Source organism: Microbacterium sp. UFMG61, from assembly GCF_015354505.1.
Taxonomy (GTDB): domain Bacteria; phylum Actinomycetota; class Actinomycetes; order Actinomycetales; family Microbacteriaceae; genus Microbacterium.
In genome coordinates this window covers 131,680-151,483 of record NZ_JACAFP010000005.1, presented here as the reverse complement: position 1 = coordinate 151,483, position 19,804 = coordinate 131,680, and the positions used below count along the sequence as shown (strand labels likewise).

General features: G+C 68.0%; 22 protein-coding genes. 12 read left to right on the top strand and 10 right to left on the bottom strand.

All coding sequences use genetic code 11. From position 1 onward, the window contains the following. Positions 1-3 precede the first annotated feature (3 nt). Complete coding sequence (locus IXW21_RS07490) at positions 4-1,038, top strand: LacI family DNA-binding transcriptional regulator (protein ID WP_194763641.1); 1,035 nt, start codon at positions 4-6, stop codon at positions 1,036-1,038. 17 nt (positions 1,039-1,055) lie between these two features. On the opposite strand, the gene IXW21_RS07485 is transcribed toward IXW21_RS07490, so the two are convergent. Next, positions 1,056-2,666 (bottom strand): FAD-dependent oxidoreductase, encoded by a 1,611-nt coding sequence (locus IXW21_RS07485; protein ID WP_194763640.1) that lies wholly within the window; start codon positions 2,664-2,666, stop codon positions 1,056-1,058. Positions 2,667-2,788: 122 nt separating this feature from the next. Between IXW21_RS07485 and IXW21_RS07480 the strand changes: the two genes are divergently transcribed. The 5 genes from IXW21_RS07480 (at position 2,789) to IXW21_RS07460 (ending at position 9,024) form a co-directional block, all read left to right on the top strand. Next, positions 2,789-3,823, top strand: coding sequence for a LacI family DNA-binding transcriptional regulator (locus tag IXW21_RS07480; RefSeq protein ID WP_194763639.1), 1,035 nt, complete (start codon positions 2,789-2,791; stop codon positions 3,821-3,823). 73 nt (positions 3,824-3,896) lie between these two features. After that, the gene (locus IXW21_RS07475; protein WP_194763638.1) at positions 3,897-5,186 is read left to right on the top strand and encodes an ABC transporter substrate-binding protein; all 1,290 of its coding nucleotides are present in this window, start codon (positions 3,897-3,899) and stop codon (positions 5,184-5,186) included. A gap of 5 nt (positions 5,187-5,191) precedes the next feature. Beyond that, the gene (locus IXW21_RS07470; RefSeq protein WP_323742187.1) at positions 5,192-6,121 is read left to right on the top strand and encodes a sugar ABC transporter permease; all 930 of its coding nucleotides are present in this window, start codon (positions 5,192-5,194) and stop codon (positions 6,119-6,121) included. Beyond that, entirely contained in the window at positions 6,111-6,974 is an 864-nt protein-coding gene (locus IXW21_RS07465; protein WP_194763637.1) for a carbohydrate ABC transporter permease, read from the top strand. The genes IXW21_RS07470 and IXW21_RS07465 overlap by 11 nt, the downstream gene beginning before the upstream one ends. A gap of 79 nt (positions 6,975-7,053) precedes the next feature. Beyond that, positions 7,054-9,024: a twin-arginine translocation signal domain-containing protein gene (locus IXW21_RS07460; RefSeq protein ID WP_194763636.1), complete on the top strand. Its 1,971-nt coding sequence runs from the start codon at positions 7,054-7,056 to the stop codon at positions 9,022-9,024. Positions 9,025-9,131: 107 nt separating this feature from the next. Here the strand turns inward: IXW21_RS07460 and pgi are convergent, their stop codons facing one another. Beyond that, positions 9,132-10,811, bottom strand: a complete 1,680-nt coding sequence (gene pgi, locus IXW21_RS07455) for a glucose-6-phosphate isomerase (protein WP_194763635.1) — start codon at positions 10,809-10,811, stop codon at positions 9,132-9,134. Between the two features lie 40 nt (positions 10,812-10,851). Beyond that, complete coding sequence (locus tag IXW21_RS07450) at positions 10,852-11,151, bottom strand: ATP-dependent DNA ligase (RefSeq protein ID WP_194763634.1); 300 nt, start codon at positions 11,149-11,151, stop codon at positions 10,852-10,854. 114 nt (positions 11,152-11,265) lie between these two features. On the opposite strand from IXW21_RS07450, the gene IXW21_RS07445 reads away from it, so the two are divergent. Together IXW21_RS07445 and IXW21_RS07440 are read left to right on the top strand one after the other, a co-directional pair. Beyond that, positions 11,266-12,279, top strand: coding sequence for a hypothetical protein (locus tag IXW21_RS07445; RefSeq protein ID WP_194763633.1), 1,014 nt, complete (start codon positions 11,266-11,268; stop codon positions 12,277-12,279). 48 nt (positions 12,280-12,327) lie between these two features. Continuing rightward, a complete protein-coding gene (locus IXW21_RS07440) occupies positions 12,328-12,660 on the top strand; it encodes a hypothetical protein (RefSeq protein ID WP_194763632.1) in 333 nt (110 codons plus the stop codon). A 66-nt stretch (positions 12,661-12,726) separates the two neighbouring features. Here IXW21_RS07440 and IXW21_RS07435 read toward each other — a convergent pair whose 3' ends face one another. Then, a complete protein-coding gene (locus tag IXW21_RS07435) occupies positions 12,727-13,338 on the bottom strand; it encodes a flavodoxin family protein (protein WP_194763631.1) in 612 nt (203 codons plus the stop codon). Positions 13,339-13,447: 109 nt separating this feature from the next. Here IXW21_RS07435 and IXW21_RS07430 point away from each other — a divergent pair, with 109 nt between their 5' ends. Next, the gene (locus IXW21_RS07430) at positions 13,448-13,651 is read left to right on the top strand and encodes a hypothetical protein (RefSeq protein ID WP_194763630.1); all 204 of its coding nucleotides are present in this window, start codon (positions 13,448-13,450) and stop codon (positions 13,649-13,651) included. 3 nt (positions 13,652-13,654) lie between these two features. Here IXW21_RS07430 and IXW21_RS07425 read toward each other — a convergent pair whose 3' ends face one another. From IXW21_RS07425 to IXW21_RS07415, 3 genes are read right to left on the bottom strand one after another with little or no spacing between them, the layout of a single operon-like run. Further along, on the bottom strand, positions 13,655-14,257 hold the full coding sequence (locus IXW21_RS07425) for a GNAT family N-acetyltransferase (RefSeq protein ID WP_194763629.1): 603 nt from the start codon (positions 14,255-14,257) through the stop codon (positions 13,655-13,657). A gap of 4 nt (positions 14,258-14,261) precedes the next feature. Further along, complete coding sequence (locus tag IXW21_RS07420; protein WP_194763628.1) at positions 14,262-14,654, bottom strand: ImmA/IrrE family metallo-endopeptidase; 393 nt, start codon at positions 14,652-14,654, stop codon at positions 14,262-14,264. Between the two features lie 38 nt (positions 14,655-14,692). After that, complete coding sequence (locus IXW21_RS07415) at positions 14,693-15,070, bottom strand: helix-turn-helix transcriptional regulator (RefSeq protein WP_323742186.1); 378 nt, start codon at positions 15,068-15,070, stop codon at positions 14,693-14,695. Between the two features lie 92 nt (positions 15,071-15,162). Between IXW21_RS07415 and IXW21_RS07410 the strand changes: the two genes are divergently transcribed. The 3 genes from IXW21_RS07410 to IXW21_RS07400 all read left to right on the top strand — a co-directional run bounded on the left by IXW21_RS07410 (position 15,163) and on the right by IXW21_RS07400 (position 16,907). Next, on the top strand, positions 15,163-15,387 hold the full coding sequence (locus tag IXW21_RS07410) for a helix-turn-helix domain-containing protein (RefSeq protein WP_194763627.1): 225 nt from the start codon (positions 15,163-15,165) through the stop codon (positions 15,385-15,387). A 141-nt stretch (positions 15,388-15,528) separates the two neighbouring features. Beyond that, positions 15,529-16,458: an aldo/keto reductase gene (locus tag IXW21_RS07405; RefSeq protein ID WP_194763626.1), complete on the top strand. Its 930-nt coding sequence runs from the start codon at positions 15,529-15,531 to the stop codon at positions 16,456-16,458. A 44-nt stretch (positions 16,459-16,502) separates the two neighbouring features. After that, the gene (locus IXW21_RS07400) at positions 16,503-16,907 is read left to right on the top strand and encodes a PLDc N-terminal domain-containing protein (protein WP_194763625.1); all 405 of its coding nucleotides are present in this window, start codon (positions 16,503-16,505) and stop codon (positions 16,905-16,907) included. Here the strand turns inward: IXW21_RS07400 and IXW21_RS07395 are convergent. From IXW21_RS07395 to IXW21_RS07385, 3 genes are read right to left on the bottom strand one after another with little or no spacing between them, the layout of a single operon-like run. Continuing rightward, complete coding sequence (locus IXW21_RS07395) at positions 16,904-17,908, bottom strand: TIGR01777 family oxidoreductase (RefSeq protein ID WP_228528283.1); 1,005 nt, start codon at positions 17,906-17,908, stop codon at positions 16,904-16,906. The two genes, IXW21_RS07400 and IXW21_RS07395, sit on opposite strands and share 4 nt — an antisense overlap. Then, the gene (locus IXW21_RS07390) at positions 17,905-18,534 is read right to left on the bottom strand and encodes a DUF4166 domain-containing protein (protein WP_194763624.1); all 630 of its coding nucleotides are present in this window, start codon (positions 18,532-18,534) and stop codon (positions 17,905-17,907) included. The genes IXW21_RS07395 and IXW21_RS07390 overlap by 4 nt, the downstream gene beginning before the upstream one ends. A gap of 9 nt (positions 18,535-18,543) precedes the next feature. Next, positions 18,544-19,740 carry an ROK family transcriptional regulator gene (locus tag IXW21_RS07385; RefSeq protein WP_194763623.1) on the bottom strand — a complete coding sequence of 399 codons (1,197 nt, stop codon included), beginning with the start codon at positions 19,738-19,740 and terminating at the stop codon, positions 18,544-18,546. Positions 19,741-19,804: the final 64 nt, after the last annotated feature.

Sequence of the window (19,804 nt, the reverse complement as noted above, 5' to 3'; positions counted from 1 at the left end):
ATGATGAGTGCTGCGCGGGCCCGGCGGGTCACCATCGCAGACGTCGCGCGAGAGGCACAGACGTCGACAGCGAGTGTCTCTTACGCGCTCAACGGCCGCCCCGGGATCTCCGAGGCCACGCGAGTGCGCGTTCTCGAGGTCGCGGGCCGGCTCGGCTGGTCGCCGGCGAACGCCGCACGAGCGCTGGCCGGCGCCGGAGCAGACACGATCGGCCTCGTGATCGCGAAGGATCCTCGCGATCTCTCCGTCGAGCCGTTCTACATGCAGTTCATCGCCGGCGTGGAGACCGTACTCGCGGACCGCTCGATGGGACTCCTGCTCGAGGTCGTCTCGGATCCGGATGCCGAGGTCGAGGCGATCCGGCGTTGGCACGGCTCCCGCCGCGTGGACGGCGTGCTGCTCACCGACGTGATGGTCGATGACCAGCGGATCGCCGTCGTGTCGGAGACCGGCATCCCGGCGGTCGTCGTCGGCGATCCCAGCGTCGCGGCGGGAATGACGACCGTGTGGACCGACGACGCCGTCGGGATGCGTCAGGCCGTCGAGCATCTCGCAGCTCTCGGCCATCGGCGTGTCACCCGCGTCGCGGCGCCGCGACGTTACGCATACACGGCGATCCGGGACGAAGCCTTCGAGCGCTCAGCTCGCGCGGTGGGCATCGAGCACGCCATCGTTCACACCGACCTCTCGCAGGACTCCGGGGCGACGGCCGCGCACGCGGTGTTGTCATCGGCTCGAGCGCCGAGCGGCCTGATCTTCGACAACGACATCATGGCCGTCGCCGCTCTGACCGCCGCACACGGCCGGGGGCTCTCGGTCCCCGACGATGTCTCCATCGTGGCGTGGGACGACTCGCTTCTCTGCCGTCTGGTGGCTCCGGCGCTGACGGCACTCGGCCACGATGTCGTCGCCCTCGGGGCGCACGCTGCGCGTCGGCTCCTCGACGTCATCGACGGGGCGCAGCAGTCAGTCCATCAGGACGCGGTGCCGAGGCTGCAGGTCAGAGCCTCGACCGGTCGGGCGCCGACCGGGGTCTGACCTGCAGCTTGGGTCGTCTACCAGCGAAGAGCGGGATCCCACCGCAGCTGCACGCCGCCGCGTTCGAGATCGCGCTGGAAGTCATCGAGGTGCCGGGCGTTCGCCCGCACCGTCGACGGCTCGATGTCGTGGTCGAGGCAGTACGACGCGAGTGCCCCCACTGCCTCGCCGATCGACCATTCGACGGGCTGGAGGCGGTAGCTGCCGTTCGAGATATGCGTCGTGCCGATGTTCTTGGCCGCGGGGAGGAGGTTGCGCACCCGCTGAGGCAGGAGGGCTCCGAGGGGAATCTCGAACGGCTCCGGCAGGCCGCCGCCACCGGAGCTCCCGCCAGTCGTGGCGTGCCGGTCGATCCAGTAGTAGTGGCCGACCCCCACGGTGTCCGGGTAGCGCTCGGCGCCGCGTCCGTCACGGAGGTCGCGGTCGAAGTCCTGCTCGAGGATCGTCCGCTCCGCCCGGATGCGGCGTGACTCGCGGAAGTACGGCATCATGGCGAACCCGTCGGCGGTGCCGGTGACCTGCGGCGCGACCCGGAGTCCCGGCCAGCCGGTGCCGCCGTCTGATCGAGGTGCCTCCGTCTGCAGCCAGTACAGCAGAGCGCGACTCAGCGCCTTCGAGCGACCCCAGTGCACGTCCGCGTCGTCGACGCCGAAGAGCGGGCCGCCGACGTAGTCGTTCATCGGCCAGTTCACGATGACGATATCGCTGTCATAGGCGCCGTCCTCGAACTGGCGCCGTGCGGCGATCCGTCGGTAGTTCCACAGTTCCGGGGCCTCGCCCATGTTGCGGTGGTCGACGTCGATGGCGAAGGGATCGTCGTCGTCGTTCACCCGCAGTGTGTAGTCGCGGGCGATGGAGCCGTCGTGGGCGGCCCGGCGGAAGCCGAGCATCTTCTCGCCGTCAAGTTGCGGTGGACGCCATTCGCGGAACTCGTCGTAGTCGTCAGGGCGATCGATGGTGTGATCCTGCCCCGCGAGGTGTTCGACCGCGAAGCACCAGGTTACACTCTGCATGTCGAGCGGATCGCCGGATTCGGGCGCACCGGGCTCACCCGTCTCGCTCTGCGACTCGCGGCCGGTGACGTACTCCACCCCGCCGAGGTCGAGCAGGTCGCCGAGCTCGGTCGCATCCAGCACGAACGGCGCGGAGAGCTCACGTGAGTCGCCCTCGCGATCGCGCACCGTGACAGCCGTGATTCGATCGCCGTCGGCGTGGACCGCGACGGGGGTGGTCTCGAGCATCAGAGTGAGCCGTCCGGAGGCCTCGTACGGCCGGAGCATGTCGTGGATCACGGCGACGATGACCTTCGGCTCGACGCTGAGCGGGCTGACCCAGGCCGCTCCCGGGTTGAGATGGCGATCGGCCCTCGCGGCGGGGGTGAGCGGATAGTACGTCCGGTAGTGCTCTCGGACGAGGTCGCGGAAGTGGGCGTAGCTGCGGTTGCGTCCCGTCGCTTCGATGCGTCGGTGCTCGTCGCTGGGTACGAGCTGGCTCGTCAGTTGGCCCCCGAGCCACGCGGTCTGCTCGGTCATGATGACCGATCTGCCGCGGCGCAGAGCGGCGAGGGCGGCGGAGACGCCGCCGACGCCTCCGCCGATGATGAGAAGGTCGGCCTGCTGTCGTGTCACGGAAGAACACCTTTCTTTCCCGAGAACTCTAAGTAATTTTCTCGAACATGTCCAAGTAAAATCTCAAGGGGTGCCGTGTGCGCCATAGAATTCCAGAACGCTGACTGAGTGAAGGGGTGCCCATGCGCGCGAAGGAGCGTCGACCGTCGCTTGCCGAGGTGGCGGGCGAGGCGGGGGTCTCGATCTCCACCGTGTCGAAGGTCGTGAACGGGGCGCCTGACGTCGCTCCCGACACCCGTGTTCGGGTGGAGTCGGTGCTGCGCGACAAGCAGTACCTCTCGCCGAAGCAGCGCTCGCGGAGCGATCTGGCCACGGTGGTGGTCGTGCTCGCGAGTTCCAGCATGTCGTCACCGCTGACGGTCGAGATCCTGCGCGGCACCATGCGTGCGGCTCACGAGGCGGGGCTCGAACTCGTGCTGCTCGATCTGCCGGACGGTGTGCCCGCCGCCGGTTGGATCGAGCGGACCAAGCGCAGTGGTCCGACAGCGGTCATCGCACTGAAATCGCGGCTGAGGACGCAGGAGCGGGCCAAGCTGGCGAAGAACGGCGTCCCCCTCGTCGAGGTCGACACGTACCAGCTCCCCGACAGCGACTCGTATTCGGTGGGCGCCACGAACTTCGCAGGCGGAATGGCTGCGACGCAGCATCTGCTCTCGCTCGGGCACCGTCGAATCGGGTTCCTCGGCGGGGTCTCCGACACCCAGGCGTCGATCGCCCGCAAGCACGGGCATCTGGCCGCTCTCGCCTCGGCCGGTATCGAGCCCGGAGGCGACATCATCGAAGAGGGTGACTTCACCTACGAATCCGGGCTGCAGGCCGCAGAGACCCTTCTGGGTCGAGAGGGTCGTGTCACAGCGATCTTCGCGGCGAGCGATGCGCAGGCCGCCGGGGTTCTGGAGGCTGCCCGACGCGCCCGCGTGCCTGTCCCGGATGAGCTGAGCGTCATCGGGTTCGACGACCAGCTCGTCGCGCGGATGACCGCTCCTCAGCTGACGACCATCCGACAGCCCTCTGACGCGATGGGGTCCTACGCGGTGGAGGTCGCCCACAAACTGCTGCTCGGCTCGGCACCGCCGGCCTTCCACACCGATCTCGCGACGGAGCTCGTCGTCCGAGGGTCGACAGCCCCGGTGAGCGCTACCGAAAATATTGCTTGATATTCTCGATAGTTCTGGTACTTTTTCTTTCAGCGCGCTACGAGGCGCGTCAATGAGTCCGAAGGAGTACTTCATGCGAGCTACCCGATCCCGAGGGGCCGCCATCGCGCTCACCGGAGTTCTGGCGGTGTCCCTCAGCGCCTGCGCCGGTACCGAGAGCGGCGCGTCAGGGCCTGTCGACCTGACCATGGCACTCTGGTCCTCCAACGAAGGTCACCTGGCGCTGTTGCAGGAGATCGGGGACGCCTACGTCGAAGAGCACGGCGACGAGGTCTCATCGATCACATTCGAACCCGTGACGAACCCGGACTACATCGCGGGGCTCACGACGCAGATCGCCGGAGGCGATGTTCCCGACCTCGCCTGGATCCCGGAGGCGAGCGGTCCCGAGTTCGTCGATTCCGGGATCCTGCACGACGTACGCGAGACGCTGGAGAGCGCCGACGGCTACGACCTCGACGACATCCTGCCTGCCGCGCTCGCACCGTGGCAGGACGACGACGGCGGTGTCTACGCGTATCCGTTCTCGAACTCCCCGTTCGCGCTCTACGTCAACAACGACCTCGTCGCCTCGGCGGGTCAGTCGGATGTCGAGTCGCTCGTGGGCACCCCCGATTACACCTGGCAGACGGTCGCGGACATCGCCGCGGCGGTCAACAGCGAGACGGGAGCGACCGGACTGAACGTTCCCACCTTCAACCCGACGAACTGGAGCGCGGTGACCATGCTCGGAAACGCGTGGGGCGCAGCGCCGTGGTCCGACGACGGCGCGACCTGCGAGTTCGCCTCGCCCGAGATGATCGACTACCTCACGTGGTACCAGGAGCAGATGGGCAGGGGAGCGATTCCCGCCGTCTCCGGCAACGCGGCCCCCGCCGCGTTCGCGAGCGGTGACGTCGCCTTCAGCGTCGCTCAGCTCAGCCAGTCGGGGAGCCTCGACGACAGCTTCGAGTGGTCGTTCCTTCCGTTGCCCGCAGGGCCCGAGGGCTACCACCCGATCGTCGGACAGGCCGGGGTGAGCGTGCTCGAGCGCAGCGAGAACCAGGATCAGGCGGCAGGCTTCCTCGCTTACCTGACCAACCCGACGAATGCCGAGCTTCTCGCGCAGTTCTTCCCGCCGCCCCGCGAGTCGCTCCTCAACGTGGAGACGCTTTCCCAGGCAGCTCCGAAGCTCTCGCCTGAAGAGATCCAGTCCGCGATCATCGACGTGGTTCCCGATGCCACGGTGAAGCCGCAGCATCCGGTTCTCTCCCAGTTCTCCGACAAGGTCCGCGCGGGGCTCGACCCGGTGTGGTCGGGCGGCGACGTCGAGACCGCTGTCACCGGCATCTGCGAGCAGATCTCGCCGACGCTCGAGGGCTGACCCGCGTGCCCGCACGCACTGTCGCGGCGAGCGCACGAAGCGCCCTGCCGAGCCGGCGTCCCCGTCCTGACGGGGACCGCTGGCTCGGCGTGGCCTTCGTCGCGCCCCAGGTCCTCGGCGTCATCGTCCTCGGCGTCGTCCCGTTCCTCTTCGTCATCTGGTACAGCTTCAACGAATGGCGGCCGCTCACCGGCGGTATGGAGTTCATCGGCCTCGACAACTACTCACGTCTCATCGCGGATCCGACCTTCTCCGCCTCGGCCGTCGCGAGCCTGCTGTTCAGTGCCGGAGTCCTCGTACTGAATCTCGTGATCGCCATCAGCCTCGCTGTCCTCCTCAACCGACGGATGAAGGGCATCACGGGATTCCGCACGATCTTCTTCTCGCCGGTCGTGGTGTCGGTCGTCGCCTGGTCGGTCACCTGGGGTTTTCTTCTCGCTCCAGACGGAGGCATCAACGGAGCGCTGCGGATGCTCGGAATCGACGGTCCCAACTGGCTGGCAGACCCGTCGACGTCTCTGATCTCCCTCGTCGTGGTGCAGGTGTTCAAGGGGGTGGGCATGAACATGGTGCTCTTCCTCGCCGCCCTGCAGAGCGTGCCGGAGGAGATCCGCGAGGCCGCGCAGCTCGACGGCGCGACGCCGTGGCGGTCGTTCTGGGCGATCACCGTGCCGATGATCGCCCCCACGATCCTGCTCACCGGCATCCTCACCACGATCGGATCGCTCGAAGTGTTCGCTCCCGTGCAGCTACTCACCGGAGGTGGTCCGGGGGACTCGACCAACGTCCTGCCGTTCCTCCTCTACCGCACCGCCTTCGTCAGCCAGCAGTTCGGCTACGCCAGCGCTATCGGCGTCGTCCTGTTCGGCATCATCCTGGCGCTGACGATGCTGCAGTGGACCACGCGACGCAAGTGGGTGCACGATGAGGTCTGAGGCATCGAAGGCGGCACGCAGCCGCGCCAGGATCAACACCGTCGTGCTCTACGTGCTGCTCGTCGTGGTGTCGGTGCCGTTCCTGTACCCGACGCTGTGGATGTTCTTCTCCTCGTTCAAACCGGCGAACGAGATCTTCCTCCAGCCGCCCACCCTGCTGCCCAGGGAATGGACCCTCGACGGCTTCGTCCAGGTGTTCACCGCCCAGCCGTTCCTGCAGCAGTACGGCAATTCGATGTACATCGCGGCGATCGTCACGGTGTCGTCGATCCTGCTCTCCGCGATGGCCGGCTACGCCTTCGCGCGCATCAGCTTCCCGCTGCGCAATGCGGCCTTCACCCTGCTGCTCGCCGCGATGATGGTGCCGACCGAGGTGACGATCATCCCGATCTTCACGGCGGTCAACGCGATGGGGCTCAACGACACCCACTGGCCTCTCATCATCCTGCCGATCTTCGGCCCCACTGCGGTCGTCTCGGTGTTCATCTTCCGCCAGCACTTCCTCAGTTTCCCCAAGGATTACGAAGAAGCGGCTCGGCTGGACGGCGTCACTCGGGCGGGGGTGTTCTTCCGGATCGCGCTCCCCTTGGCGACGCCGGCGATCGCGGCGGTGGGGATCATGGCGTTCCTGCGCTCGTTCAACATGTACTTCGAGGCGCTCATCTTCCTGCGCACGCCGGAGAAGTTCACGCTCGGTCTCGCGATCACCCGCTACCAGGACTTCTACGGCGAGCAGATGTGGAACACGCAGCTCGGTGCCGCCTCTCTCACCGTCGTCCCGATCCTCGTGGTGTTCCTCATCGCGCAGAAGCAGTTCGTTCAGGGCCTCGCCCAGACAGGGCTCAAAGGATGAGTTGACCCCCCGAGCGACGACGCGGACCGGGCGTCGCCGCAGCCCCACCATGCCCGGTCAGAGACGAAGGAGTCGAGATATGCATGAGGATGAGACCCGTCTGCAGATGCTGCCGGCGCTCAGCCGAAGGAACTTCCTGGTCGGTGCTGGCGCTGCCGCGGCGCTGCTCGCGATCGGGAACGCGGGAGCATCGCCCGCGATGGCGACATCGGCCGGTACGGTGCTGCCGCTCGTCGCGCCGCTCCCTGCCGGGCAGCCGGTGCGCGCCCAGTTCGCCCCGAACGAGCAGGTTCTTGCGGCATACCTGACGATCGTGGCGCCGCTCGCCAACAGCGTCCGCGACGTCGCGCCGAACTACGGGTGGATGGAGGACGGCTGGTGGCGCACACCGAACCAGCCGTACAACACCCGGATCATGGAGCATGTCGCGACGCTGTCGTGGTTCTATGCCAACGATCGGCCGTGGAACCCGTACTACCGCGACCCGGCACTGCTCGGGCGGCTCGACGCGGCGCTCGGTCACTACCTCTCGCTGCAGCACGCCGACGGGTCGTACCCGGAGTACTCGCCGACCGAGCATCACCTGTCACCGACCGGATTCGGAACCGTCGCGCTCGCTGCGGTACTCCGCGACCTTCGTGCCGCCGGCGAGCTCTACGACCGCCGCGTGCAGATCCGCGACGCCATCCGCAAGAGCTCGGCGTGGCTCGTCGACACCTCTCGTCCGCACTGGAATCGGCCGGTGCAGTTCGCCAACCAGGTCGTCGCAGGCCTCTCCGGCGTGGTCGAGGCCGCGCACGTCCTCGGGGAGCCGGCGGTGAGCGCCTCCGTTCCGAACCGGCTGCAGATCATTCTGAAGGACGGACAGGCCCCGGCCGGGTTCTTCCACGAGCCGATCGCTCCGGATGCCGGATACAACTTCGATGTGATGCTGCCCGATCTTGGTGCCCTCTATACACGGCTGCCGGACCCGTCGATCATCCAGCTGGCGGAGCGGTTCGCGGCCTGGTGGGGGTACGTCGTCGTCCTGGAACCCGGGCGGAACGAGGGCTTCATCCTCTCGGGGACCAGCGCACGCAACATCGTCGCGACGTTCGTGCCCACCCCGGTGGACGACGTCGACCGCAGCGCCCTCGCGCGCACGTTGCTCCCGCATGTGCCGGCATTGCGGGCGTTCTTCGCGAGTTCGGAGGAGAAGACGCAGGCACGCACCGACTGGGCCGCGTCGACCGCGCCCGTGGCGCCGCGGCAGAAGCAGGACTCGTCGCCACGCCTGCACATGCACGTGCCGCAGGCGCCGATCGGAGTGTCGGCGGCACAGCGCGATGCCCAGGCCGCGGCGCTGCGCTACCGGCAGGAGAGCACGTTCACAGAGCTTCGCAGAGGCACGCTCGATCAGCAGTACGTCTTCGTCCGCCGACCCGGGTACTACACCGCCGCCCTCTACGGGGTGAGGCAGAATTCACTGCAGCGGGCGGGCACAAATGCCTTCTGGCATCCGGTCGCCGGGATGCTCGCTCTCACCGTGAACAGCACCGGACCCGATGACTGGACGACGATCAACGACACGGCCGGTACGGCGTCGTCGCGGGGGCCGGTGACCGCGACGCACCATGCGGGGGAGACGGCCGCCGGTGCCGCCATCTCCGCCGACGGCCTCACCGGCTACACCGGGGTGTTCACGACGCGCTACACCACCGCCGACGGATCTGTGCGCACCGATGTGACGCACCGCGCCGACGGTATACGGCGGATGCTCTCGACAGCGGGGCCGTCGCGCGAGCGCATCCCGCTGATCATCGGTCAGGACGACGTCGTCGCATTCGCGAACGGCACGGCGGCGCCCTACGGTCAGGAGACGATCACGATGACCCGCGGCCTCACGGTCACTCGGGGCGCTCTGCGGTTCGTCATCGACTGGGGCGTCGACCGGGAAGCCAAGTACGCGCCGATGGATCGCGCTTATCTCGGAAACCGAACGCACAGGATCCTCACGATCAGCTTCGCGAACTCGCTCACCGTCGATCTGAAGGTTGTTCCCGCGGTCTAGCCAGGGTCGCGCTCATGCCCGCGGCGTCGCATGCTGCGCCGCGGGCATGTGGCGTCCGAACCGGCCGAGCGGTCGGGCCCCTTGCAGGACGGGAACGGCTCCGGATTCTACTTCCGGTTCGCCGCGTAGTAGGCGAGCAGCGCCTTGGTCGACGCATCCTGACCCTCGATGGCCGACTGATCTCCGCCGATGGCGGGCGCGATCTGCATCGCGAGTTGCTTGCCGAGCTCCACGCCCCATTGATCGAAGGAGTTGATGCCCCAGATCGTGCCCTGGGTGAACGTGATGTGCTCGTACAGCGCGATCAGCTGGCCGAGCACCTGCGGGGTGAGTGCGGGCGCGAAGATCGACGTGGTCGGACGGTTGCCCGCGAACGTGCGAGCGGCGACCAGAGCACCGGTCGTGCCTTCGGCCTCGACCTCCTCCGCCGTTTTGCCGAACGCGAGCGCCTTGGTCTGCGCGAGGAAGTTCGCGAGGAACAGCTCGTGCACGTCCTGGCCGCCGTCGGTCAGCGGGTAGGCGGGGTTCACGAACGCGATGAAGTCGGCGGGGATCAGCCGGGTGCCCTGGTGGATGAGCTGATAGAACGCGTGCTGGCCGTTGGTCCCGGGCTCACCCCAGAAGACCTCGCCCGTGTCGGTGGTGACGGGCGTGCCGTCCCAGCGCACGGACTTGCCGTTGGACTCCATCGTCAGCTGCTGCAGGTACGCGGGGAATCTGCTCAGCTGCTGCGCGTACGGCAGCACGGCGTGCGACTGCGCGCCGAAGAAGTTGACGTACCAGACGTTCAGCAGCCCCATCAGCACCGGCACGTTGTGCTCGAGCGGCGTCGTGCGCACGTGCTCGTCGACGGCGTGGAAGCCCGCGAGCAGCTCGCGGAACGTGTCGGGGCCGAGCGCGATGGCGAGCGACAGGCCGATCGCGGAGTCGACCGAGTAGCGGCCTCCGACCCAGTCCCAGAAACCGAAGGCGTTGGCGGGATCGATGCCGAAGGCGGCGACCTTGTCGAGTGCCGTCGACACCGCCACGAAGTGGTGGGCGACCGCGTCGGTGCGCGCATCGTCGTCGTCGGAGATCGCACCGGATGCCGCGAGGCCGGACCACAGCCAGTCACGGGCGAGGCGGGCGTTGGTGAGCGTCTCGAGCGTCGTGAACGTCTTCGACGCGACGATGAACAGCGTCGTCTCGGGGTCGAGGTCCGCCGTCTTCTGCGCGAGGTCGGTGGGGTCGATGTTCGAGACGAATCGCGCCTCGATGCCGGCATCCGCATACGGCTTCAGCGCCTCGTAGACCATGACGGGGCCGAGATCGGAGCCGCCGATGCCGATGTTCACGACGTGGGTGACCTTCTTGCCGGTCACTCCCTGCCAGTCGCCCGAGCGCACACGGGCGGCGAAGGCGCTCAGCGCGTCGAGAACGGCCTGCACGTCGATGTCGACCTCCTGCCCGTCGACGACGAGTTCGGGGGATGCTCCGGCGGGCCGCCGCAGGGCGGTGTGCAGCACGGCGCGATCTTCGGACGTGTTGAGGTGCTCGCCCGCGAGCATCGCGGCATACCGCTCAGCGACGCCGGTCTGCTCGGCCAGGCGCAGGAGGGCTGCGAGAACATCGTCGGTGACGAGGTTCTTCGAGAGGTCGACGTGCAGGTCGGCCAGGGCGAACGAGAGCGACTGCGCGCGGTCCGCGTCGGCGGCGAACCAGCCGCGAAGATCGGGGGTGAACGCACCGTGCAGGGCGGTGAGCTCGGACCAGGCGGACGTGGCTGTCGGATCAACGGGAGCGGTCATGATCCCACGCTACTGCGACCGGCGAGCCACCGCGCGCTCGTTACCGCGCCGGTTCCGGGGTGAGGTAGAGCCCGCCCGGCTGAGACGCGGTCACGGCGAGATCGCGCAGCCAGTTGCGGTTGATGTCGGGCGAGCGAGGGCCGGTGAACGAGAAGACCAGGGCGCTCGCGGGATGCACCCACACCGTCGTCCGTCCGCCGCCGAGGCTCAGGTCATCGCGCCACGTGAACGGGAACGGTTCGCCGCGTCGCAGTTTGGCCGTCATGACGAGCTGCAGGTGATTCAGTGCGCGATCCTCGACGTCGACCCGTGGCCCACGGTTGTACATGAATCGTCCCATCGGCGTCTCCTCGGTGCCCGGGGCCCCAGCGTCGCACGCGCGCGTCGCGCCGCGTAGGGGGTGTACAGGCGGCACCGCGGAGAGGATCATGTACCCGCCCCTAGGATGGCGGGGATGACCGAGTCGAGCCCTCACGAGACCCGCGTGCGGTCGAGTGTCTCGCGTCTGCTGATCATCACCCCGCTGCTGGTGGGAGTCGCTCTGCTCGCCGTCGCCGTCGCCTGGACCCTCGTGAGCGCCGACCTGGGCTTCTTCGGCTTCCTGCTGATGCTGATCGGCGGATGGGCGGTCGCCTTCGCGTTCGTGAACGCGACCTTCGAGATGCGACCTCGGATGCTCGGAGTCGTCGTTCACATCGGTGTGGCCGCCGCGCTGACGGCGCTGATGTACTGGGCGATCGAACACGGCACGGAGCCGCTCGCGGCTCTTCCGGAGGGCACGAAGGCGGTTGTCGTCGTGCTGCAGATCGCAGCCGGCCCCGCCCTCGGGTGGATCTGGCTCGGCCTTCTCTCGCGGATCACCGACCTCTTCTCGCGGCGTGATTCCGCTCGTAGGCCCGCACCCACGGCACCGACGTGGCAGCGTGACGGAAGCGGTGACGGATCAGTCGTGGAGTTCTCGGCGATCGAGGTGCGGATGCGCGAGATCACATCCTGGATCGTCGCGCTCGTTCTCGTCGGCGGACTCGGTGCCGTCGCACTCCTCATCGTCCTCGGCGACGCGGTCGTGCAGGCGGGACCCAAGATCGCGATCATCGTCGTCGGCGTGGTCATCGCGCTGCCTGTGTACCTGCTCTTCCTCGCCGTGGTGCGCCGGCGCACCGTCACGTGCGCGGTGGCGTTCGGCAACGACGAGCTGCGGGTCCGCGTCGGATCCGGCTCTCATGTCATCCCGTTCCGCCAGATCGAACTGCTCGTCTGGCGGACCGCCAGCGACTACGCGCGTGTCGAGGTCCGCGGTGCGGGCGTCGATCTCTCCCTCGTCGTCGGACTCGCGAAGGCGGCTGCCGGACGCACTGCCGAGCTTCCCGATCTGCCGCGGCGGGTGTTCCGCAGGTTCGAGCTCGCGGGCCTGTCCGTCGAACAGCGGCGCCGCGACGATATCGTGACATTCCGTCGATCGCAATGATCGGCATTCCTGTGCATATCGAGGCCCGCGTCGGGGTACGGTTCACTCATGGGAAGACTGCGATACGACGGCACCTCGGAGCCGATCATCATCGAAGACGAGACGCTTGCACACCTCAAAGTGATCATCGGCACGAAGCTGCGCCGGCAGGAGAGCTTCATGATGACGTGGCACCCGACCGAGGGTGGGGACCCCGGCCGAGTGACGGTGTGGATCCATCCCGCGATCCCGCTGCAGTTCCTGTTCAGCACTGCCGAGTCTCAGCACATCGAGAAGTCGCGCATCGAAGACATGATGCATGCGCTCAATGCGACCGGCGAGCTCGTGATCGACGAGTTCGTGCAGCCGAAGGTGCTCAGCGCCGGGGCGCCGGCCGCCTGAGCGCCCGTCGACGTCGATGCGGATCAGGCCGTCTTCCGCCTGAGCAGTCCTCTTCCGACCGCACGCCTACTCGCCGGGGTAGCCGCTCGCGCTGAGCGTGCGCGCGAGATGCGCGGCGTTCCTCGCGGCGGTCGATGTGGCCTGGGCGACCTTCTCGGGCGTCTTGGGCAGATCCTTGTAGTCGACGCTCTGCATCGCCTCGCCGTTCCAGTACACCGATCCCTGGGCGGGAATCGTGAAGCCCACGTCGTTCAGGCCCTGGAAGAGGATCGCGGCGATGTGGTGCGCGCCGTCCTCGTTGCCGACGACCGCGGCGATCGCGACCTTGTCGAAGAGAATCGGACGCCCCTGCTCGTCGGTCTCTGCGAGTTCGGCGTCGAGCCTCTCGAGAACGCGCTGGGCGACGCTCGAGTGCTGACCCATCCAGGTCGGCGTCACGAAGACGAGGATGTCGGCGGCGAGCACGCGCTGTCGCAACGTCGGCCACTCGTCGTCGCCGCCCATGTCGGCCTCGACCCCGGGGCTGATCACATGATCGACCGCGCGGACGAGAGTCCCCGCGACGTCGTGTTCGGCGAGAGCGTCGAGGATCTGGGATCCGAGCAGATCGGAGCTCGACTCGGCGGGGGAGGGCTTGAGGCTGCAGGTGATGGCCAGTGCGGTGAGCGTCTTCGTCATGCGAGCGATGCAACCACGCGACGCGCGCCACCGGCAGGGCCTTTCGTGCGGGCGATCTCTGCGCTAAAGGTATCCTTGATGCTGGCCGGTTGTTCAGACAGGAGACCCCGTGATCCTCAGCTTCATTTTCTTCATGATCCTCTTCCTCGGAGGAATCTGGCTCATGGGGCTCGCGCAGTCGCTCGAGGACTTCCAGGCGATCGTCTTCATCGCCGGCATCCTCATCGTCAGCCTGTCGCTGGCATTCATGATGCGTCAGCGTGGTTCGGCCACCCGCCGCAAGGACAACTGGTCGGGCAACGCCACCGAGTGACGCTCAGAGCCGCTTGGTGAGCCTCATCTCGAGGTTCGCCTTCACCGCGGGCCATTCGGGCTCGATGATCGAGAACTCGACGCTGTCGCGCAGTGCGCCGTTGCGGTAGCGACTGATCGCCCTCATCACGCCGTCCTGTTTCGCGCCCAGGCGCTCGATGGCGGCGCGCGACTGGGCGTTCATCCACTGGGTCGTGAGACCGACGCGGAATACACCCAGCTCTTCGAACGCATGGCGCAGCAGGAGCAGCTTGGACTCGGCATTGGTGCCCGTGCCGTGCGCCGAGGGCCGGTTCCACGTGTACCCGATGTGCAGTCGGGGAACTTCGTCGACGATGTCGTAGAACGACGTCAGGCCGAGGATGCGGCCGGAGGCGTCGAACGCCGTGAACGGGATCATGCCGCCGGTCTCGATCAGACCGATGCGTCGGTCGATCTCCGCGGCGAGACCGTCGGGGGACGGCACCGACGTGTACCAGGCGTTCTTCCACAGGTCGCCCTCGAGGAGCGCCTCGAGCAGGCCGTCATGGTGAGACGTCTCGAGCGGGCGCAGCTCGACGAGTCGTCCTGTCAAGGTGGTCGGTGCGGGAGTCACGCGAAAGCTCATGCCCTCATTCAACCAGTGCGACGGCACCGCGCCGCAGGAGGCGCTGATAGGCGTGCACGATCTCGATCGTGACTCCGAGTTCGAATGCGAGGCTGGCGGCATGCGGGCCGCGCAGCTGCTCGGCGGCGGCATAGGAGCGGGCGTCGATGAGCAGGCGTGCCGCCCATTCGTCGGCACGATGCTCCTGCCGGTTGCGGAGAGCGTGGTCTGACGTCGGCACGTGACCGAGCACGGCGTGTCCCAGCTCGTGCGCGAGAACACTGCAGGTCGCGCGTGTGCTCATGCCGGGGTCGATGCGGATGGTGGAGGTGGCAGGTTCGAAGCCGCCCCGCGACGCGCCGCGACGTTCCACGAGATGGAGGCCGTGCTGCTCGACCAGTCGGAGGAGATGTTCCATGCGCAGCCTCCTCGATCGACGGCGGACGGCCGTGCGCCTCAGTCGTAGAGGTCGTCGGTGTCGCGGCCGTGAGGGACCCCGGATTCGAACGCCACCTCGGCGACATCATCTCGTCGACCGGGGACATCGGCTCGGGGGCGCAGGGGAGTGATGACGGCGTCACCGCGTCCCGCCTCGGTGCGGAGTCGCTCCTCCGCACGGTCGAGGATCACGTGGGGCTCGACGCCCACCACGGCGCTGACCAGGTACAGCACCGGGACGGGGATGTCGCGCTTGCCCGTCGTGTAGTTGTCGAGAGCGCTCCGCGACACGTCGATGTCGCGCGCCATCCGCGCGATGCTGCTGCCGGCGGCGAAGATCTCGGCCTTGAGCTGCCGCCCGACTGCCCGGTTGTAGTTCTCGGCAGGTGTCGTCACCTGAGTCACGATAGCACCGGCCCGAAGCCAGGATGCCGTCATGCTGGGCGTCGGGCCTTGTCGCGTCCCGACGACGACGATAGTGTCGTCGGGTGACGACACATGTGCGACGGGTGGTCGCAGAATCAGTGGTGCGCGAGCTCGCCCATGCCGGCGAGACGGTGCCATGGCTCGCCGACAGAGCCGGGATCACGGTGAAAGCCCTGCAGGCGAAGATGGCGTCGCGACGCGACTTCACGGTCACCGATCTCGCAGCCATCGCCGACGTGCTCGGCATCCCGGTCTCGCGTCTCGTGCCACCGTCCTCCGAACGGTGATTCCGGCGGCGTTCTGCGCCGAATCGGGGGACGGGTGACGGCCGCGCGCTCGGGGGAGAGCCGCGTGCCGTGGGTGCGGTCGGGGGCGTCGTGGGGTCGTGCTCCGACCGCATCCGAGTGCGAGAGGCTAGCGTGGACCGCATGAAGACTGTGCCCTTCGGCTCCGCATCCGCCCCCGCCGTCATCGCCGGCATGATGCGCATCGACGACAAGGACGATGCGCACATCCGCGAGCTCTATGGTTCCGCCAGGGACGGCGGCATCGACTTCTTCGATCACGCCGACATCTACGGCGGCACCATGCACCACTGCGAATCGCGATTCGCCGACGCGCTGCAGCTCGGAGCCGCGGAGCGCGACGAGATCGTGCTCCAGACGAAGTGCGGCATCGACCCGGCGCAGCAGGCCTTCGACTTCTCGTACGAGCACATCGTCCGCCAGGTGGAGGGATCGCTCCGCGCGCTTCGCACCGACTACATCGATGTGCTGCTGCTGCACCGTCCCGATGCTCTCGTCGAACCCGACGAGGTCGCGCGAGCGTTCGACGAGCTCGAGGCCGCGGGAAAGGTGCGCGCCTTCGGCGTCTCGAACCACACGCCGCGACAGATCGACCTGCTGCGCACCGCGGTGAATCAGCCGCTGATCGCGAATCAGCTTCAGCTCTCGATCACGCACGCCCCGATCATCGCCCAGCCGATCGCCGCCAACATGCTGGCCGAGGGCCAGAGCATCGTGCGCGACGGCGGAGGCATCGTCGAGTACTGCCGCATCAACGGCATCACGATCCAGGCGTGGTCGCCGTTTCAGGGAGGGTTCTTCACCGGCGTCTTCCTCGGCAACCCCGACTACGCCGAGCTCAACGCGGTCATCGATCGTCTCGCCGCGTCGTACGGCGTCGAGCCGATCGCGATCGCGACGGCGTGGATCACGCGTCACCCGGCGAAGATGCAGGTCGTCCTGGGAACCACCACGCCCTCGCGCGTTCGGGATGCCGCCGCCGGGGCGGACATCGAGCTCACGCGTGCCGAATGGTATGAGCTCTTCCGGGCCGGCGGGCACCTCCTTCCCTAGCCACTGCCCGGGCGCAACCGTCGTGCGTCGTCTACCCTGATCACATGCCGTTCCTGTTCTCGATCCTCGTCATCGTGCTGATGGTCGGCGCGTTGATCGACATCATCACGCGCGACGACGCGCAGGTGAGATTCCTGCCGAAGATGGCATGGGTCGTCATCGTGATCCTGCTGCCATTGATCGGTGGCCTGCTCTGGTTCGCGATCGGACGCGAGTACTCCGAAGCGGGCTTGCGCATCCCCCGGATGCGGACAGCCGGTCGGTCGAGCCGTCGGACGACTCCGCAACCCGCCCCACAGCCGTCGCCGCCCTCTGACACGCGGTCGACCGAGCAGCAGATCGCCGACCTCGATCGAGAGATCGAGGAGTGGCGTCTGCGTGCGGAACTCGAGAAGCGCCGTCGAGAGTCCGAGAGCGACGGACCTGCGGCCTCCGACGGGCGAATCTAGGCGACGGCCGGCACCCCGAAGGACTCGCGTACGGCCCCGTCGAGATCGGGATACACGAACTCGAACCCTGCGCGTGTGAGCTTCTCGGGCAGCACCCAGCGGCTCTTGAGGATCAGCTCGGTCTCGGTGCGGATGCCGATGGCGCCGAGCTCGAGCATCCACCGCGGCATCGGTGGCCCGATGCGCGCGCCGGCCGCGTGGCGCACGATGGCCATGAACGCGCGGTTGTCGACCGGATTCGGCGCTGCCGCGTTGACCGGCCCCTCGAGCTCCGGATGCAGCTCGAGGAAGTCGATGATCCGCGCGACGTCCTCGACGTGCACCCAGCTGAAGCGCTGGCGACCGCCACGAGCACCCACGTCATGACCCGTGCCGGCAGCTCGGCGGGCGCGGCTCGCCGGCCAGCGTCCGTCGAGCTGTGCGCCGCCGAGTCCGAGGCGGGCGAGAGTGCGAAGGGGACCCAGAACGCCACCGTGGCCGAGCACGATCGCGCTGCGCAGCGCGACGCGTCGCGTGTGCGGCAGCTCGTCGGCGAACAGTGCGCGTTCCCAGGCCTTGGCGACCTCGACCGAGAATCCCCGGCCGATCTCACCGGTCGACTCCGTCATCGGGCGATCCTCGGCGTGGCGGTAGATCGTGGCGGTGGAGGAGTTGACCCAGAGCGCAGGCGGGGCCGACGCTCTCGTGATCGCCGTGCTCAGCGATGCCGTGGTGTCGAGCCGGGAACGGAAGATCGCCGCGCGATTCTCGGCGGTGTACCGGCAGTTGACGCTCTTGCCCGCGAGCCCGATCACGAGAGACGCGCCGTCGACAGCGCGATCGATCGCCTCCTGGTCGCCCCAGGCGATGTCAGCACCCGATCGCGAGATCGTCACGACCTCGCGCCCGGCCGCGCGAAGCCGCGGCAGCAGGTACGTGCCCATGAAGCCGGTGGATCCGCCGAGCACGACCCGACCGGCGGACACCGGCGCGTCAGTGGGCATCGGGGTGTCGGTGCTCATGCGGTCTCACTCTCGATCGAGTACTCGAAGAACCCGGTGTACTCGTAGACCCGACCGAGCATGGGCGCGTCGATGGTCATGTTCACGTGGTGGCGCTCGCGCTCGTCATCCCATCTCTCGACCAGGCCGATCGTCGGCCGCAGGAATGCGGGGGCGGCGAGCCTCAGTCGTCCGAGACGCAGGCCGACCTTCCGGATGCTCAGCACGACAGCGCCGTCGCGCACGTCGATGTCGAAGGTCGTCACCACCGTGCGATGCGGCCCGATCTCGTTGCGCAGGATGCCCGCAGGGGTCAGCTCGACGACATCGGGCATGAGCCAGGTGCGACCCGGGAGGTCGAAGTGACGTACGGCGAGCGCCCGGCCGTCGACGGTGCGGTTCTCGATGCGGAAGGGGACGTCGGTCTCCCACCCGGCGAAGGCCACTCCCAGCGCCTCGGCGATGCGGAACACCGGCCACAGCCAGCGGTGACGAGACCCGGCGGTCGTGAATGTTCCGCGCCCCACCCCCACGTGCCCCGCGGGGATCGTGCGGAAGTACCATCCGGTCTTCGGATGCAGCTCGGCGATGCGCTCGCCGAGTGCGCGCTCGTAGGGGGACGCGTGGGGATTCTCCGCGGCAGTCACGGGTCCAGCCTAGGCGGACGGAGCCGCCAATCGTCGATCGATGCTCGCGGGGGAGAGCACGTCCCTGGCGACCATGATCGCGGCGCCGAGCACGGCTGCACGATCGCCTGCCTGCGATTGCACGATCGCGAGGTGCTGTGTGGCGAGAGGGATCGAGCGCCGGTAGACGACCTCACGGACGCCCGCCAACAGGTGCTCCCCGGCGCGGGCGATGCTTCCGCCCAACACGATGATCGACGGATTGAGCAGGTTGACGACCGTTGCCAGGACCTCGCCGACATCGCGCCCGGCCTGGCGGGTGGCGGCGATCGCGGCGGCATCGCCCGAACGGACGAGATCGATCACGTCCGCCGGGCCCCTCGCGTCATGACCCTGCGCCCGTAGCGCCGCAGCCAGGGCGGACCCGCTCGCGAGTGCTTCGAGGTCGCGCTCGTCATCGGCATCCCGTGTCGACCCGACGCCGCCCGGTACCTGCACGTGCCCCATGTCGCCGGCAGACCCCTGCGCGCCCCGCTGGAGCTGACCACCCGCGATGATGCCCGCACCGATGCCCGTGGAGACCTTCACGAAGACGAGGTCGTCGACGTCGGGCCAGGCGGTCGCGTGCTCGCCGAGGGCGAGGATGTTGACGTCGTTGTCGACGAGTACGGGGACATCGAACGTGCGCTGCACGAAGCCCGGCACGTCGAATCGGTCCCATCCGGGCATGATCGGAGGATTCGTCGGGCGACCGCTGGAGTGCTCGACGGGGCCCGGGACGCCGATGCCGATGCCGAGCAGGGGCAGGCCGGCAGCCGCGGGGGAATCGAGCAGCGTCGCCCCATCGCGCAGGATCGCGTCGAGAAGCGTCTCGGGCCCGTCGCCGATGTCGACGGTGCGGGTGTGCGAGTCCAGGAAGGCACCGGCGAGGTCTGCGAGCGCGATCGTCGCGTGGGTGGCGCCGAGATCGACGGCGAGCACGAGTCCGGCGCGGGGGTTGAAGGCGACGCGCGCCGGAGGGCGTCCACCTGTCGATGCGGCTTCACCGGCCGGGCGCAGCAGCCCTGCGGCCAGGAGCGCGTCGACGCGCACCGACACGGTCGATCGGGCGAGTCCGGTGAGTGCGGCCAGCTCGGCTTTGGTGCGCGCGGTTCCGTCCCGGAGAATCTGGAAGATCTCTCCCGCGCCGGGATTCGGAGGCGCGGACGGCCGCGGAGCGTCAACCATTGCGTCAGTAAATCACAGCACTTCGAAGAGTCGACGACGAACTTCCGATTCGTTACAAATGACT